The organism is Limisphaera sp. 4302-co, from assembly GCF_049537155.1.
GTDB lineage: Bacteria > Verrucomicrobiota > Verrucomicrobiia > Limisphaerales > Limisphaeraceae > Limisphaera.
The window spans coordinates 1-16,221 of record NZ_JBMVQZ010000016.1; the positions used below are offsets into that span (position 1 = coordinate 1).

Genomic DNA, 16,221 nt, shown 5'->3' on the forward strand with positions numbered 1-16,221 from the left:
GATTCCGCTGACCCCGATGATCCACCGTCATGCCGCCCATGGTGACGGTCTCCAGGCTTCCCAACTCGCCGCCCGACGTCTCCGTGCCTCCGAACAGCATCCCGCCCTGGATCTCGTTCCGATCGGCGGCTCCGTGGCTCGGCGTTGCGCGGCCGCTCTGCTCTTTCCGCTTGCCCCGGGCGATTTCGCCCGGCTGCGCAAGCTCGTCCTGAAAACCGAACCTTCAACCGTGGAACAAACATGAACCTTGAAGCGCTCAACAACTCACCGCGTCTCCTGATCGAAGCCAGACTCAAGCCCATCGCCGGCACACGCTTCCAGCCCACCGGTTTTCCCGACCTGGGGCCGGCCCTTTACAAACTGCCCGATGGCACCGACATGCTTCTGGTCGAGTCCGCCCAGAGCATGGCCAACCGTCTCGAAACGGTTTGCTGGGATACGGTGGCCAATGACTGGGTCAAGCCTCTCCGGGGATTGCCTTGCGTGATGGTCACCGACAAGAACGGCAAACCCATCACCAACTCCGTGCTGGAAGCCCACCGGCTCAACAGCCCTTACATTCTCGAAGGCAAAGACAAGTCCTTTCTCGAAAAGCTCAAGCGTGAGCTGGCCGTGGAGGATCTGGCGCCCGTCAACATCCGCCTGCTGGCCGAGGTGTTGCTCAAATACGACGTCAACGCCCTGCTTCATGGTGTGTTCCTTGCGAAGTCCGACATCGCAGGAGGGCGTATGCGGCTACCGCGCGCCCTCACAGCGTTCATCGAGGCGCGCCACGTCACCACCGCACCCAGCGGCGGGGTCAAGAACGACATCGTCGATCCCACCGGCGACACCTCCAGGGGCTTCGGTAATGTGCCCTTCCACCGCGAAGAATTCTGTGGCGACATCACCGCCTACTTCTCGCTCGATCTGGCACTGATCCGCGGCTACGGGCTCGGCCGGGACGTGGAACAGCTCCTGATCGCCCTCGCACTGTTCAAAATCCTCCGTTTCCTGCGCGACGGCCTCCGCTTGCGCACCGCATGTGACCTCGAGCTCGACGGCGACCTCGTCGTCAAGCGTCCCAAAGGCTTCGCGCTGCCGGCACTCGATGAGGTCGAAAAGGAACTCCCCGGCCTGATCAAAAAGGTCGCCAACCGCTTTGCCGATCCCCCCAAGACCACGGTGGTCTACGAATCGGCCGGCAAAGCCCAGAAAGCGAACGCAGAAGCCGAAACCGAATGAGTCGCGAACATGGTTGCGCTCGAAATCCGATTCCCGGCAGGCCGCCTCCATGCAACGCCATGGGGCCGCCATGTCAATGAAGGCGCCGTCGAATGGCCGCCCTCGCCCTGGCGCATCCTGCGCGCACTGGTGGCAACGTGGCACCTGAAGGCCAGAGACGCCATTACCGAGCCGGTCATGCGCCGGCTCATCGACAGTCTTGCGTCATCCTTGCCAGAGTTCGCACTGCCACGCGCTTCCACCGGTCATACCCGCCACTACATGCCGATCATCGAGGGCCGCAAGAAAGAGACGACCAAGGTGTTCGACACCTTTGTCCACGTTGACGGGCCGTTGGTCGTCGCCTGGCAACTGGACTTGGATGACGATCTGAACCATGCGCTCAGTCGACTCTGCCGTGACCTGGGCTATTTCGGCCGCGCCGAGTCTCTGGTCGAAGTGCGCGTGAACGCGGAGCAAGCGTCAGAAGTTCCGAATGCCCGGCCGTTGCGGGCCAATGAACCAATCCCCGAGGGCCACGAGCTCATCCGCCTGCTCTGCCCCCAAACGCCCGACGCCTACCTCGCATGGCGCTCCCAGCAGCAAGCCGCCTCAGCCCCGGACGACGCCAGGCCTCGCAGGCAGGGCCGACGGAGAAACGCCACCTCTCCGGCCATGCCGCAAGACCTGTTTGATGCGCTGCATCTCGAAACCGCCGACCTGCAAAAGGCCGGCTGGACCGTGCCGCCCGGCGCCCGGTGGGTGGACTACGTCCGACCCTCGAACTGCTTCGCGGTGGCTCCCCGCAGCCGCTTGCCCTGCCGGGGCTCGAAGCTCACGGTGGCTCGCTTCGCTCTCTCCAGTGCCGTGCTGCCGAGAATCACGGACGCGGTCTCCGTGGCCGAACGCATCCACCAAGCCTTGCTCGCCCGGTTCAAGGACAACGGTCCGCCACCGCCGGTTCTTTCCGGCCGCGACCCGGCCGGACAACCGATGGAAGGACACCGTCACGTCCATATCTTTTGCGAGTCCAACGGCCCGCGCGACACGATCACGCATGTCACTTTGTACGCCCGCCAGGGCTTCGATGCCCCTTCACGTCGGGCCATCGAATCCCTTCAAAAGGTTTGGGGCCATGGCGGCCACGACCTTAAACTGGTTCTACTGGGGTTCGGTGATCAAAACACTTTCGAGGACTGCCGTCTTTTCGGTCCCGCTGCGGTGTGGCGGTCCGTTACGCCCTTTGTGCCCACGCGCCATCCCAAGACCCACCGGGACGGCCGGCCCAAACTCGATGCCGACGGCTGGTGGATTGGCTCGCCCGAGCACGACCTCCGCCGGCTCATCGCAGAGTCTGGTTTGCCCCTTCCAACGCGGATCGAACGATTGTCCCACATCGCGATCCACTCCCGGCGCCTGCGGCCCATTCAATTCCAGACCCGCCGCTACCACGGCGGCGGACGCCGCGCCGTCCATGCGATCCCGGTCGCCTTCGAACTCACGTTTCCAGAGCCCATCACCGGCCCTCTCGCCTTCGGCTACGCCGCCCATTTTGGACTGGGTTTGTTTGTGCCGGTTTCGCACGCTTGAGAGCACTGTCACCCATGAAAGCCGGGCCGCACCCCCTGCTACGCCTCGTCCCGCCCCGCCTGCTCGGAATCCTGCAGCGACTCGGCCGGGAACTGGCTGAGCTCAAGCCCATCGACAAGCCCAACGGTGTGCCGGGCCGCGGTGGCCCGGGCCGCGCCTTGCCCATGGAGGAACTGCTTGCACCGGACACCTCCCAGGCCCTCTGCTCCCAATGACGCCGGGTGGTTTCACTTGGCGTTCGGACTTGCCGTTCCCTTCCCACCGGCATGAACCCTTCCAGCCTCTTTGGCCGCCGCCGTTGGCGGCTCACCAGAGCCGCTCGGTGCCAGCCTGTTTCACTGGCGCCCGGCCCGCGTCGTCTTCATCGTCACCCCTCAAACCCGCGACTCTGTTCCCGGCGCCATCGTCCCCAACGTCCAGACCAACGGCCGGCCCGAGTTCGACGCCGGCCACCACGATCTCCATCTTGTGCCCGATGTTCGGAACGACACCGGCTTCGCCACCACGCTCCCTCGACGATCGTGTCGCCTCCCGGCGCCGCAATCACCCGGACCCCGAGGTCATCGCCGACTTCACCGGCGGCACCAAGGCCATGAGCGCAGCTCCCGCCCTCGTGGCGGCCCGTTCACCCTGCCTTGCGCCCACGGCGCCGGCACCAAACGCACCAAGTACGGCGTGAACATCGTCGTTTCCGGCACCGGTAAGGTCGTCCATTGGCAGAATCGCGCCGATGCTTCCGAATTGCCCGTCTCGGGGACCACCCTGAGGTTGCTCCGCTCCCGCGCTTTAGCACCGCGGCCGATGTCCTTGAAACCGCCTTGAAGCGCTCAACCGATCCGGCCCGGAACGCGAACCCTTCTCGGCCGGACTGGTGGCTCACGCCCTCGCCCACCGGGACCGGTTTCAGTATGAACGGACCCTGAACGCCCTGCGCGGACCGGGGAACCATGCTTGCAACCTCGAATCCACCCTGGGCCACTCCGTTGCCCCCGCCTCGGTGGCATCCTCCTCCCGGCTGGAAGTCCATCCTGCGGCCCCTTCATGGAACAGGTCCCTGAGCGGACCCCCCTCGTGACCAAGGCCCTGGCCCTCGACCTATTAGTCAAGGCCCGCCGTCGCATCGGTGAAGAAAGCCGGGAGGACACCCTCGCACGGCTCTATCGCGCCCTCGAGGCATCCGCCTCGTGGCGCCCGGCTGGCCAGGGCATCGGCAGCACCGGCCGCATCCCACCTGCCCCCACAGTACCTCCGTAGCGAACGGGCCGTCCCGAGCAGAGGAAGGGCCTCTCACGCAGGGCCCCCCTGGGATGCTTGGCGGCTTCTGGGAGACTCCGGCAGGCTTGCCCCCGCACCGTGCCTCCCCGGCCGCGTGAAAAGCGGGCGACCAGCGACCCCTGAGCTGTTTTGCCCTGCCAAGTCCGGTCGTTCTCACCGGCAAACACTGTGCCACAGGGGTCACACTCTGTCCGGTCCACAGAGCCCTGTCGCCCTGTGAACCACGACCACAAGCATCCAGTGCATCTGCTTGCGAGTCCCGGCCGTTGGGCCACTTGCATGCAAACGGGCAGTACAACTGCTGCAAACGAATCTTCACTCTGATTCACGCTCTGGCACTGCAGCTGCTGCTTGCCAACAGGCACCGCTGCACCATCAGTGCGGCGGAGGGGATGCGATGCGCACGACCTATCTCGTTTGCTACGACATCTGCGATGACAAGCGGCTCCGGCAGGTCTTCAAAACCTGCAAGGACTACGGGAACCATTTGCAGTATTCCGTATTTGAGTGCGACCTCAACCCGGTGGAAAAAGCCGAGCTGGAAGCCGCGCTGTCTGCGATCATCAACCATTCAGAAGACCAGGTCCTTTTCGTCTGCCTCGGACCCGCCGAAGGCCGCGGAGAACGTGTCATCACCGCCCTGGGCCTGCCCTATGTCCGCATGGACGCACCCTGCTACATTGTCTGACACCAACACTTAATCTGCTCCCGCTTTCTGCCGATAAGTGACATCGGGACGCACGGCAGCGACCTGCCCGGTCCTATTTTGAGACATATGACCAACGCACCAGACAGCAGCCAGCAGCCGCAGAGCCAGCCCCCGGCGCCGCTCCACGCCGGCTCCCAGGGGCCATCCGGCGCCGATGCCCCGGCAAGTGAAGTGCCCGATCTCCTGCCGGCCCGGATGCTCAACGAGTTCGTTTACTGCCCCCGTCTCTTCTACTACGAATGGGTCGAGGCATTGTGGGCGGACAACGCCGACACGGTCCACGGCTCCCACCTGCACCGACGCGTGGACAAGGGTCCAGGCGCCCTGCCGGCACCCGAGGCCACCGCCGATCAGACCGCCGAAACCATTCACGCGCGCTCCGTCACCCTCAGCAGTGAACAACACGGCCTCATCGCCCGGATCGATCTTGTCGAAGTCGAAAACGGAGCCGTCTGCCCGGTGGACTACAAGCGCGGAGCTCCGCGTCAGGGCGACGGAGCACCCGAACTGTGGGATACGGATCGGGTCCAACTCGCCGCCCAGGCCATCATCCTCCGGGAGAACGGCTACCGTTGTGATGAGGGCATCGTCTACTACTGCAGCACCCGCCAGCGGGTTCGCCTCCCCATCACGGAAGACCTCGTCCGCCAAACTCTCGAGCTTGCCCGCCGCGCTCGTGCCCTCGCTGCACGGCGCCAGATCCCCCCGCCCCTCTTCAACAGCCCCAAATGCCCCCGCTGTTCACTGGTCGGCATCTGCCTCCCGGACGAAACCTGGATCACGGCTCGTTTGGATCTGTCCGCACTGCCCGAACCGCCGGCAGCCGTCCAACTTACGCTCTTCCCGGAACAGACCGACGACACACCGCTACCGCCGGTCCGCCGACTCGTCCCCGCTCGCGACGACGAAAAACCGCTCTACCTCAACACCCAGGGGCTCCGCGTCGGTATCTCCGGCGGTGTCCTGCAGGTTCGCGACAAGGACCAGGTCGTCGAAGAGATCCGGCTCATGGACGTGAATCAGGTCAACATCTTCGGAAACATTCAGATCACCACCCAAGCCATCCAGTCCCTCTGCCAGGAAGACATCCCCATAGCCTGGTTTTCCATGGGCGGATGGTTTTACGGTCTAACCCGGGGCCACAGCCTGAAAAACGTCTTCCTGCGCCGCAACCAGTTTCGACTCGCGGACGTACCGTGGGCCTGTCTCAAAATCGCCCGCGCACTCGTCTCCGGTAAAATCCAAAACCAGCGAACCCTGCTCCAGCGCAATCACATCGAGCCTCCCCGGCACGTGCTGTCGGCACTCAAAAGCCTGGCTCAACAGGCGCGAACCGCCGATTCTCTGGAGACCCTGCGGGGCGTCGAGGGTATGGCAGGCCACCTCTACTTCGCCCACTTTTCCGGGATGCTCAAGACCGACGAGCTGTGGGAAAATGCCGGAAAGGGCTCCCTCCCCTTCACCTTTCACTTCACTCACCGCAACCGCCGTCCCCCTCGAGACCCCGTCAATGCGCTCCTGTCGCTGGCTTACTCCCTGCTTGCAAAAGACCTCACCATCACCGCGTGGACCGTGGGGTTTGATCCGTACATCGGCTTTTATCACCAGCCGCGCTTCGGTCGCGCGGCACTTGCTCTTGACCTCATGGAACCGTTTCGCCCCATTATCGCAGACAGCGCCGTCCTGATCGCAATCAACAACCGCATGATCACGCCCGACGATTTCGTACAGGTGGGACCCTCCGTTGCCCTGAAGCCCGAGGGACGCAAACGCTTCTTGCGCGCCTACGAGCAGCGAATGGACACGCTGGCCACCCACCCCCACTTCGATTACCGGGTCAGCTACCGTCGCATGCTCGAGATTCAAACCCGCCTCCTTGCCCGCTACATCAACGGCGAGATCCCGCAGTACACAGCCTTCGTCACTCGATGACCTCGCAACCTTGACCCCAAGAGCACCTTGCTCACAATCTGATCCAGATGCGAGCAGCGAGGTGGCGTCGGAACCCCGGGAGGCGCTCGCGCCGCAGAATGACCTGCGGCGCAGCCACTTGCATTGCGCGTTGCACGTCAGGCGCCGTTCTGGGCTTTCCTCGGCGGCAGGTCTCGTAAACGCTTGACTAGCTCTTTGACAACCAGACACTTGTACGAGCGCTGTTTCCGCGCTCGAAAGAGCGCGGCCCCATTGAAGCGCGGATGACAAGCCTGGCATCGAGGAGCGCGCCAGGCCGGTTTCCGCGCTCGAAAGAGCGCGGCCCCATTGAAGCCGGCCGCGTTCACCTTGAGCCACCGTCGCGCGTTGCGTTTCCGCGCTCGAAAGAGCGCGGCCCCATTGAAGCAGCCGTTATGAGGGCACGGGCCGCGGCACTGCGCCCGTTTCCGCGCTCGAAAGAGCGCGGCCCCATTGAAGCCGCAAGGCATCGCCCCACCGCACCGTCCCGATGATCAAGTTTCCGCGCTCGAAAGAGCGCGGCCCCATTGAAGCAGGAGCCTGGCGATGATGGAGCGGGCGTTTGTTTGGCGTTTCCGCGCTCGAAAGAGCGCGGCCCCATTGAAGCGGCTCCAATCCGAGCGACACGGCCGACACTGACTACAGTTTCCGCGCTCGAAAGAGCGCGGCCCCATTGAAGCGAGCTGGCGGACATGTCCATCTATAAGCCAATTCAGCCGGTTTCCGCGCTCGAAAGAGCGCGGCCCCATTGAAGCGTTCGACGTCCGGCGAGCTTGTGAGCTCCAATGGTGCGTTTCCGCGCTCGAAAGAGCGCGGCCCCATTGAAGCGCAAAGGCTGTGTTTGTAACGACGGCAGATGGCATCTGTTTCCGCGCTCGAAAGAGCGCGGCCCCATTGAAGCAGGTTGGGGTGTGGATGTCAACCCGATTGCCATTCGCTGTTTCCGCGCTCGAAAGAGCGCGGCCCCATTGAAGCATGTTGCAAATCACGAGAGAGGAAGCCGTTGATTTGTTGTTTCCGCGCTCGAAAGAGCGCGGCCCCATTGAAGCCTACCCACCCCCACCAGGCGCAACCCCCAACATATAGGTTTCCGCGCTCGAAAGAGCGCGGCCCCATTGAAGCCCAAATCGCATGTTGCGATGGTGGTGATCACGGGGGGGTTTCCGCGCTCGAAAGAGCGCGGCCCCATTGAAGCGATTCCGCCCGTGACATACGCAATTGGTACGAGCAGGTTTCCGCGCTCGAAAGAGCGCGGCCCCATTGAAGCGTTTTATCAGTTTTCGTGATGGAGTTCATTTCCAGCTCGTTTCCGCGCTCGAAAGAGCGCGGCCCCATTGAAGCGGGTCCATACACCTACGCGGGCATCTCACCCGCCCGGGTCTCCGCGCTCGAAAGAGCGCGGCCCCATTGAAGCTCATACCAGAGATGGATGAGCGCGCGCTCGATGTCGCGTCTCCGCGCTCGAAAGAGCGCGGCCCCATTGAAGCAGATGGCCAGACAACCCGACGATCCGGACACGAAGCTGTCTCCGCGCTCGAAAGAGCGCGGCCCCATTGAAGCGCTACCAAAAGATAGTCGGCATTCTCCACGCTGAACCCGTCTCCGCGCTCGAAAGAGCGCGGCCCCATTGAAGCCCGTTCCCAGGCGGACGACGGCACCGGCACGCACAACGTCTCCGCGCTCGAAAGAGCGCGGCCCCATTGAAGCAACTTGTGCCGTAACTTGTTCACGATCTGCATCTCGTTTCCGCGCTCGAAAGAGCGCGGCCCCATTGAAGCTGCCGGTGAATTGTGGATGCGCGTGGGTGAAGACACCCGTTTCCGCGCTCGAAAGAGCGCGGCCCCATTGAAGCCACTTCGACGCGCTCGCGGGGTTCCACCCCCGCAAGTTTCCGCGCTCGAAAGAGCGCGGCCCCATTGAAGCGCTAAACGCCGGCGCGGTTGCGTTTAGTCATTTCGCTGTTTCCGCGCTCGAAAGAGCGCGGCCCCATTGAAGCGCTAAACGCCGGCGCGGTTGCGTTTAGTCATTTCGCTGTTTCCGCGCTCGAAAGAGCGCGGCCCCATTGAAGCAGTCCGGCCGTGCCACGGCCCCATGCCTGGACAACCGGTTTCCGCGCTCGAAAGAGCGCGGCCCCATTGAAGCCATGGTACTGGCCAACCTGGCCGGGGCCGCTCGCCTACGTTTCCGCGCTCGAAAGAGCGCGGCCCCATTGAAGCACTGAGGCTTCCTACAGGTCGAATCGATGTGTTTCGGTTTCCGCGCTCGAAAGAGCGCGGCCCCATTGAAGCCAGCAGACGCGTCGCCCTTGGCCGCACCGAACATGCATGTTTCCGCGCTCGAAAGAGCGCGGCCCCATTGAAGCCAGCAGACGCGTCGCCCTTGGCCGCACCGAACATGCATGTTTCCGCGCTCGAAAGAGCGCGGCCCCATTGAAGCTCGTCGCTCTAACCCATCGCTCCGCGGCCCCCTCCGGGTTTCCGCGCTCGAAAGAGCGCGGCCCCATTGAAGCAGCATGGCGCCCGTCCTGAATGGTTTGAGCCGGGAAGTTTCCGCGCTCGAAAGAGCGCGGCCCCATTGAAGCGACACTCTCGGCATCGAGGACTGATGGCGATGGGCCGAGTTTCCGCGCTCGAAAGAGCGCGGCCCCATTGAAGCATACACTGCCTCTCTACCGGCGCGCATGGGGCGCGCGTTTCCGCGCTCGAAAGAGCGCGGCCCCATTGAAGCCACCGATCAAAACCGAGGACCCGGAGGCGTTTCTTGTTTCCGCGCTCGAAAGAGCGCGGCCCCATTGAAGCGGTATTGTGGTTCCTGGCCGCCGGAGCCAAGCCTCTGGGTTTCCGCGCTCGAAAGAGCGCGGCCCCATTGAAGCTTGACCCGCGCCAGGGCCGCCGCGGACACCCATGTCTGTTTCCGCGCTCGAAAGAGCGCGGCCCCATTGAAGCGGACGCACCAAGGGCCTATCGCTCGGCCGCCGCGATAGTCTCCGCGCTCGAAAGAGCGCGGCCCCATTGAAGCTTGACCAGACCGGGAACCTGCGTCCGGTTGCGGAGAGTTTCCGCGCTCGAAAGAGCGCGGCCCCATTGAAGCGCCGATCAATTGGTCCACGGCGAGCCGGACGATGTCGTTTCCGCGCTCGAAAGAGCGCGGCCCCATTGAAGCCAGAGGCACTTCTGAAGAAATTGTTCGCGCTCTCAACGTTTCCGCGCTCGAAAGAGCGCGGCCCCATTGAAGCATGAAGCGCCTGCAGGATCCCGCCAAAATAGTCGTGCGTCTCCGCGCTCGAAAGAGCGCGGCCCCATTGAAGCACAATGTGGGCACTGAACAAAGCGGAAACTCCGTCCTGTCTCCGCGCTCGAAAGAGCGCGGCCCCATTGAAGCCTCCATCGCCCTTCGCGCCGAAGTCCTTGACGTTTATGTCTCCGCGCTCGAAAGAGCGCGGCCCCATTGAAGCCGGTAGGTGGCCACCTGGCGCGCCGGGCTCCCACGCGTCTCCGCGCTCGAAAGAGCGCGGCCCCATTGAAGCGTGGGGGCGGTAAACGACACGGTTGTCAGAGTGGCTGAGTCTCCGCGCTCGAAAGAGCGCGGCCCCATTGAAGCCATTTTGGCTTCTGGCGCGGGTTCAGGGCCCCACTTGGTCTCCGCGCTCGAAAGAGCGCGGCCCCATTGAAGCTGTTCCTCTTCTTGTGCCTTGCGGATCTCCTCCTGCGTCTCCGCGCTCGAAAGAGCGCGGCCCCATTGATGTCGTGCGAAGCCTGCGATGTACGGGAAACAGGAGGCGGTTTTTGCAACTGTACCGGTTGAGGTTTCGGGGGTGTCTTCGGCGGATCCGTCTGCAGCATCTGCCCGGCCATCGCCCAATATGCGCAGCCAAGATTCGTTGGCACCGTTGGCGCCCTGCATGTGCAGGAGCTGCGCCCACGCGGCTCGTGTCCGGAGGATCACACCCAGAAGCCGATTCAGTATCGTCAGCCCGAAGGTCTCGACCTTGCGGAAGGTTTGCCGAGCTCGCACGCCGAGCCGTCTACGAGGAAACCGATGATCGCGGCGATGCCAAACCACAGTTCCGCGCCCGGTGGGTGGCTGCAGAGGATGTCCCTTGGCACAGGAGCCCACACGGGGATCCCGGGGCCTGCCCAGGGATCATTTATCGTGTCACCGCCCTGAGCAGGCCGGTAAGGATGAAAGGACCGGCACGCCATCTGTGCAGCGCCGGCATGAGGCTGCGCCGGGCTGTCGTTTATGTCGGAGACAGGGCGAAACGGCCCATGGCCGGTACACACCAGAGCGGCCTGCCAGCAGGCCGTCTGCGCCGTGGGCACGGATTTGCATGGTTACGGCTCGCCGATGGATGTGGCCGCCATGGTGCAGGTTGCTGGCCTGCTGACGTCTTGTTGGCCGGACCGGCGTTGCGCTCACACACGGTGGGTTTCTGGTCGCCTATGGCCCGGCCGATACTGTCCAATTGCTGCCGGGGTTCCCGTGCGCCACGCGCGTGAGGATCTTGAGCGGCGTTTCCATTCGTTTTACTCCGCGGGCATGGGGCTGTTGATGGTGGTGTTGGGCATGATGGTTGCCATGGTCAGCCTGTTTGTGGCTGGCCCGGGCTTCGCCATCTGGCCTTGGCTCCTGCCGGCCGCCCTGTTCATTGCCTGGTTGGACTGGGTCATGGATTCCAGCACGCGCCAGTAGTGCCGAAGGGATGACGCCGTGGCATGCATGGCCGCGCGCAGGGCGCATGCGTCACCAGCCGGGCTCTGCTCATACAGCTGCCCGGCTCGGAGCTCGAGCTCGTCCGGGTGCATGCCCGGGCCTCGTCCGGCGCCAAGCCGGCTGCAGGGCCGACCAGGGTGGCCCCGCGTGCCACGTGAAAAGAAGGGCGGTTTTTTTCCGCGTGCATGCATGGGGCGTTCCGGCGGGCGGTTTCCGGGGCGGGATAACCGGGGACCGGTTGGCGCGAATGGCCGATCGACGAGGGATCGATCCGAACTCGCCCTGCACGTCGGGGGCCCGGGTGGCGGGCTCGGAGGGGCGCAACGGGATGCCGCGCCGAAAGGCCTCTTTACCATCGTCGAGAGTGGGGCTGACCGTCGCCATGGATCCCTTGGATGGGAAAGTGCGGCGCTTCCCGATGGCCCACCGGGCGGGGGCGGTCAACCGGCGGGTTCATTGGTCGACCCGGCCACTTTTTCAGGGAAGGTCGTGGACATCACAACGTCCGCGAGGGCAAGTCCACAAAGCGTGGGCGGACTGCGCCGGTTGAATTGATGGATATCCGCGCTCCGCAGAGTGCGGACATCCGGCGCGGCCCGGGCCGGACCGGTGAGCCTGCAAGTGCGATTGCCGCCGCTGCACTGGCGCCGTTCCCATTCAAGGTACTGCCCGAGCCGCGGGTTCGAGTGTTCAGCGCGGGCCTGTCGGTGCGAGCGGTGGCACGACAAATCCATCCGGCCTGCAGGCGGCCGGCCATGCAGCAGCTTCGGTGGTGTCGGTAGTCGGAGGGTCCGGACAGCAAGGTTTCCTCGATCCCGGCTCGAGGCCGGAGCCGAAAGCCCCATCAGGGGGTGGCAGCGGAGGCAGGCAGGATTTGAGAGGATGGGCCTGCCATCCGTGGGTCCGGACGGACTTGCCATGGCGGGGAATTCGTGTTTTTTCGGGGCATGCACGGGCCTCGCGTGGCTTTGTGGGTGTGTATACTGGGTCTCGCAGCCGGGCGGGCGGTGGGAGTGGGATGGGTGGGTTTTCTGGGGCACGTACACGGGCAGCGGAAGCCGGGGGATTTACGTATCGCGTTTCGACGGCATCCGGGGCCGGCTCACGCCGCCGCAGCTTTGCGCGGAGCTGCCGCACCGAGTTTTCTGAGCTTGGCTCGGAACGGTCGCTTTCTCTACGCGGTGAGCGAGACTGGTGATGGCCGGGGCAGCGGTGGCCGGGTGGCCGGGTTTGCCGTGGACGAGCGGGCAGGATCGTTGCGCCCTTTGGGACAACGGTTATCGGGCGGGGACAGCCCTTGCCACGTTTCCACGGATGCGCGTGGGCGTTGGTTGTTCGTGGCGAATTACGGGAGCGGGAGTGTGGCGGTGTTGCCAGTGGACAGGCAGGGGCGGCCGGGCGATCCCAGGCAGTTGATCCGTCACACGGGTTCCGGGGTTCACCCGGAGCGGCAGCGCGGGCCGCATGCTCATCAGAGCCTGCCGAGTCCGGAGGGCCGGTATGTGTTGGTATGCGATTTGGGGCCGGACCAGGTCCGGGTTTACCGGTGGCGGCTGTGGCGTGGCGCGCTGGAGGAGGCACCGGTGTCGGTTCTGGCGACGGCTCCGGGCTCCGGACCGCGGCATTTGGCTTTTCACCCGAATGGACGGTACGCGTACGTGGTCAACGAGCTGGATTCGACGCTGACCGCCTGCCGGTGGGACGGGAGGTCGGGCCGGTTGAATCCGTTGCAAACGCTTTCCACGCTGTCACCGGGGTCGACCACTCCACGAACACGACGGCCGAGCTGGCGGTGCATCCGTCCGGGAAGTGAGTGTACGTATCGAACCGCGGCCATGATTCGATTGCGATGTTTCGCGTGGATCCGGAGTCCGGTCGGATTGGGTTGCTGGGACAGGAGAACACGCGGCGACGCAGACCCCGGCATTTTGCCCTGGATCCGGACGGGCGCTGGTGTTCGGTGGCCCATCAGGACAGCGACACGGTCGTGGTGTTTCGCGTGGATGCCCGGACGGGGCGACTTTTGTACAGGGGACATTCCATCCGGGTATCCAGCCCGGTTTGTGCGGTATTTGCAAGGGGCAACGACCGCTGAACCATGAGGGACCGCTGGTGCGCAAGTCCCTGCGGCCGGCCTGCAGGGACGCCGAAGAGCGGCGAGAGGAGCGGCAGACGAACGGTTTCTCCCATGCGCCGGGCAAAACGGACGGCCGGGGCTGCCGGACGGGGTGGCTCGTGGGAGGGAGTAAAGAACGGGATCTGGAACGGAGGAAGGCGATGAAACTGGTCGAGGTCAAGAAAACGCTGTCGCTGGATGACTACGCCTCATTTGCGCATTTGGCGCGCGCTGTGGAGGATTTGCGGGCGGAGGCGCGGACGCTCGTACCGCGGCTGCAGAGCCGGCGCGTGTTGATGGTGAACTCCACCGCGCAGGGCGGGGGTGTGGCGGAAATGTTGCCCACGCAGGTGCAACTGTTGCGCGAACTGGGCCTGGAGGTGAACTGGGCGGTGATCGAATCGGACCGTCCGGAGTTCTTCAAACTCACCAAGCACATTCACAATCTGATTCACGGAGAGGGGACGCCGCGTCTGGATGCCGAAGCACGGGCGTTGTATGACGCGGTGAGTCGGGAGAATGCAGACCGGCTTCGCGAGCTGCTGCGACCGAACGACATCCTGGTGGTTCACGATCCCCAGCCGCTGGGGGCCGGTTGCCTGTTGCGACGCGAGTTGCCAATCAAGGCGATATGGCGCTGCCACATTGGGCTGGACGAGCACAACGAAGCGACCCGGGCGGCGTGGCAATTCCTGCGGCCCCATGCGGAGGTGTACGATCACGTGGTGTTTTCGGCGCCGGAGTACATCCCGGATTTTCTGGCGGGTCGAGCCACGGTGATCCATCCGGCCATCGATCCGCTGAGCCACAAGAACCGCGTCCTGCACCCGCACAAATTGGTGGGGATTCTTTGCAATGCCGGGCTGGCAGGGACGCATGCGCCGGTGTTGACGGCACCATTCCCCACACCGGCGCGAAGGCTTCAGGCAGACGGCCGGTTCGGACCGGCGACCGAACCGGACGAGATCGGGTTGCTTTACCGGCCCATTGTGACGCAGGTGTCCCGTTGGGATAGCCTGAAAGGTTTTGCTCCCTTGATGGAGGGCTTTTTGCGCTTCAAACAATGCCGCCCTTCCGCGGCGAACCAACGCCAGATGCGGCACACTCGAAGGCGTGAGATCGTGCGACTGGTGCTGGCGGGTCCGGATCCGGACTCCATCCAGGACGATCCGGAGGGGGTTGAGGTGCTGGAGGAATTGTGTGCCCGATATCGCGAACTGCCGCCGGAGTGCCACCGGGACATTGTGATCCTGAGCCTGCCGATGGATTCGCGGAAGCTCAATGCCCTCATCGTGAATGCACTCCAGCGCTCCTCGGTGGTCGTGGTGCAGAATTCCCTCCGGGAGGGATTTGGTCTCACCGTCACGGAAGCCATGTGGAAAGGGGTGCCGGTGCTGGCAAGCTCGGCGTGCGGACTGCGCCAGCAGGTGCGGGATGGTGTGGACGGTCGGATGGTGAGCGAACCGACCAATCCCGACGAAATCGCTGCCGTGCTGGATGACATGATGCAGCAGCCCCCGGCATTGGAACGCTGGGGCCGCAATGCCCAACTGCGCGTGTACAACGAGTTTCTGGTCTTTGCCCAGTTGAGCCGCTGGCTGAGGCTCTGGACGAGGGTGACCCGCAAATAACCCGGCTTTCACGCCGGTCGCCGTGCGTGAAACCTCCGCCGGGGTTTCCCGCGGGGCCCCCGTCTCCTCTCCGCCCGCCGGCCGCGGAGGCAGGTTCCTCCAAGCGGGCCAATGCCCGAACGCCGATTCGTGAGGGGCTCTGAGGAACCGCGGCAGATTCGAGTAAGGCCGGGCGGGCGAGGGCGTTTCCAAGGACTCCTGGGGGTGGGTCGCCCAGCGCTGCGGCCTCGGGGTCGGTCCCGGCAATGAGGGTCAGGGTGACGCTGCCTGCGCGCGAAGGGGCGCCCATACCGGTGGATCCGTGACTACGCGATTTCACTGTAGACGTCCGGATGAGGCCGTGAGATAACGACCGCGTTGACCAACACGCCTGCCTCGCTCAGAACGGTTCGTCCCGCCTCAATGGCTGTTCGAACCGACGCCACGTCCCCGGTCATGGTACAAAACGCTTTGCCGCCGAGGGCCATGGCCATACAGATCTCCAGCAATCGGACGGCAGCCGCCTTGGCCGCCGCGTCGGCGGCCCGGACGAGGGCAGCCACGTTGAACGATTCCAGGATTCCCAAGGCGCCGGTCGGTTCGACCGGTTGCATCCGGCCCAGGGCGAGGAAGACGTCCGGATGGGGGTTGGGCAGTGTGACGATGTCGATCAGGCAACCGTCGGCCGCTTCGGCGCCCGCCGCCACGGCCGCCTCCACGGCTGCCGTGTCCCCGCCCACGAGGATCATGTACTTGTCCGAACAGATGGACCGTGAGAGGAGGAGCCGTGCGTTGCCTCCTTTGAGAACGGTGTCGGCAACGGCAAAGCCATTGCCGCCACGCTGGAAAGTTCGATCCGGCCGATGGATGTCTCCGCCATGGGTTCAGAATCTCCGGTGCGCAAGAGAGCGCATTGCGTCCGAATCAGGTTCCCGGGACGCTGGACGGTCGGGGTTCGGGAATTCGATGGTTTCATGCACGAAGATTCCCCTGTCCCGGTGCACGAAAGAGAGCACGGGGTGCCGGTCTCCGATTCCCGGGACCTGCCGGGACCG

At 64.3% G+C, this 16,221-nt stretch carries 11 protein-coding genes, 1 pseudogene and 1 CRISPR repeat array; of the genes and pseudogenes, 10 read left to right on the top strand and 2 right to left on the bottom strand.

Annotation, left to right across the window (positions count from 1 at the left end; all coding sequences use genetic code 11):
• Positions 1-240 precede the first annotated feature (240 nt).
• The 3 genes from cas7g to ACPDIX_RS13705 are packed head-to-tail and all read left to right on the top strand — an operon-like array spanning position 241 to position 3,008.
• The gene (gene cas7g / locus ACPDIX_RS13695; protein ID WP_423432364.1) at positions 241-1,224 is read left to right on the top strand and encodes a type I-G CRISPR-associated RAMP protein Csb1/Cas7g; all 984 of its coding nucleotides are present in this window, start codon (positions 241-243) and stop codon (positions 1,222-1,224) included.
• A gap of 9 nt (positions 1,225-1,233) precedes the next feature.
• Positions 1,234-2,793 (top strand): type I-G CRISPR-associated protein Csb2, encoded by a 1,560-nt coding sequence (csb2, locus tag ACPDIX_RS13700; RefSeq protein WP_423432365.1) that lies wholly within the window; start codon positions 1,234-1,236, stop codon positions 2,791-2,793.
• A 14-nt stretch (positions 2,794-2,807) separates the two neighbouring features.
• Positions 2,808-3,008, top strand: a complete 201-nt coding sequence (locus ACPDIX_RS13705; RefSeq protein ID WP_423432366.1) for a hypothetical protein — start codon at positions 2,808-2,810, stop codon at positions 3,006-3,008.
• 91 nt (positions 3,009-3,099) lie between these two features.
• On the opposite strand, the gene ACPDIX_RS13710 is transcribed toward ACPDIX_RS13705, so the two are convergent.
• Entirely contained in the window at positions 3,100-3,258 is a 159-nt protein-coding gene (locus tag ACPDIX_RS13710; protein WP_423432367.1) for a hypothetical protein, read from the bottom strand.
• A gap of 576 nt (positions 3,259-3,834) precedes the next feature.
• Between ACPDIX_RS13710 and ACPDIX_RS13715 the strand changes: the two genes are divergently transcribed.
• The 7 genes and pseudogenes from ACPDIX_RS13715 to ACPDIX_RS13745 all read left to right on the top strand — a co-directional run bounded on the left by ACPDIX_RS13715 (position 3,835) and on the right by ACPDIX_RS13745 (position 15,187).
• A complete protein-coding gene (locus ACPDIX_RS13715) occupies positions 3,835-4,047 on the top strand; it encodes a hypothetical protein (protein WP_423432368.1) in 213 nt (70 codons plus the stop codon).
• Between the two features lie 418 nt (positions 4,048-4,465).
• Positions 4,466-4,756, top strand: coding sequence for a CRISPR-associated endonuclease Cas2 (gene cas2 / locus ACPDIX_RS13720; protein WP_423432369.1), 291 nt, complete (start codon positions 4,466-4,468; stop codon positions 4,754-4,756).
• Between the two features lie 87 nt (positions 4,757-4,843).
• The gene (gene cas4g/cas1g, locus ACPDIX_RS13725) at positions 4,844-6,709 is read left to right on the top strand and encodes a CRISPR-associated endonuclease Cas4g/Cas1g (RefSeq protein ID WP_423432370.1); all 1,866 of its coding nucleotides are present in this window, start codon (positions 4,844-4,846) and stop codon (positions 6,707-6,709) included.
• Positions 6,710-6,932: 223 nt separating this feature from the next.
• A CRISPR array of direct repeats spans positions 6,933-10,472; the repeat unit is 36 nt; unit sequence GTTTCCGCGCTCGAAAGAGCGCGGCCCCATTGAAGC.
• Positions 10,473-11,209: 737 nt separating this feature from the next.
• Positions 11,210-11,419, top strand: coding sequence for a hypothetical protein (locus tag ACPDIX_RS13730; RefSeq protein ID WP_423432371.1), 210 nt, complete (start codon positions 11,210-11,212; stop codon positions 11,417-11,419).
• 968 nt (positions 11,420-12,387) lie between these two features.
• A pseudogene (locus ACPDIX_RS13735) lies at positions 12,388-13,191 on the top strand (lactonase family protein); the annotation flags it as partial.
• A gap of 62 nt (positions 13,192-13,253) precedes the next feature.
• The gene (locus ACPDIX_RS13740) at positions 13,254-13,535 is read left to right on the top strand and encodes a lactonase family protein (protein ID WP_423432372.1); all 282 of its coding nucleotides are present in this window, start codon (positions 13,254-13,256) and stop codon (positions 13,533-13,535) included.
• A gap of 182 nt (positions 13,536-13,717) precedes the next feature.
• The gene (locus ACPDIX_RS13745) at positions 13,718-15,187 is read left to right on the top strand and encodes a glycosyltransferase (protein WP_423432373.1); all 1,470 of its coding nucleotides are present in this window, start codon (positions 13,718-13,720) and stop codon (positions 15,185-15,187) included.
• A gap of 305 nt (positions 15,188-15,492) precedes the next feature.
• Here the strand turns inward: ACPDIX_RS13745 and ACPDIX_RS13750 are convergent, their stop codons facing one another.
• A complete protein-coding gene (locus tag ACPDIX_RS13750) occupies positions 15,493-16,035 on the bottom strand; it encodes a BMC domain-containing protein (RefSeq protein ID WP_423432401.1) in 543 nt (180 codons plus the stop codon).
• Between the last annotated feature and the right edge of the window lie 186 nt (positions 16,036-16,221).

Bases quoted from the DNA above. Each gene is read 5' to 3' on its own strand.
- cas7g (WP_423432364.1), top strand. From the start codon at position 241: ATGAACCTTGAAGCGCTCAACAACTCACCGCGTCTCCTGATCGAAGCC.
- csb2 (WP_423432365.1), top strand. From the start codon at position 1,234: ATGGTTGCGCTCGAAATCCGATTCCCGGCAGGCCGCCTCCATGCAACG.
- ACPDIX_RS13705 (WP_423432366.1), top strand. From the start codon at position 2,808: ATGAAAGCCGGGCCGCACCCCCTGCTACGCCTCGTCCCGCCCCGCCTG.
- ACPDIX_RS13710 (WP_423432367.1), bottom strand. From the start codon at position 3,258: ATGGAGATCGTGGTGGCCGGCGTCGAACTCGGGCCGGCCGTTGGTCTG.
- ACPDIX_RS13715 (WP_423432368.1), top strand. From the start codon at position 3,835: ATGGAACAGGTCCCTGAGCGGACCCCCCTCGTGACCAAGGCCCTGGCC.
- cas2 (WP_423432369.1), top strand. From the start codon at position 4,466: ATGCGCACGACCTATCTCGTTTGCTACGACATCTGCGATGACAAGCGG.
- cas4g/cas1g (WP_423432370.1), top strand. From the start codon at position 4,844: ATGACCAACGCACCAGACAGCAGCCAGCAGCCGCAGAGCCAGCCCCCG.
- ACPDIX_RS13745 (WP_423432373.1), top strand. From the start codon at position 13,718: ATGAAACTGGTCGAGGTCAAGAAAACGCTGTCGCTGGATGACTACGCC.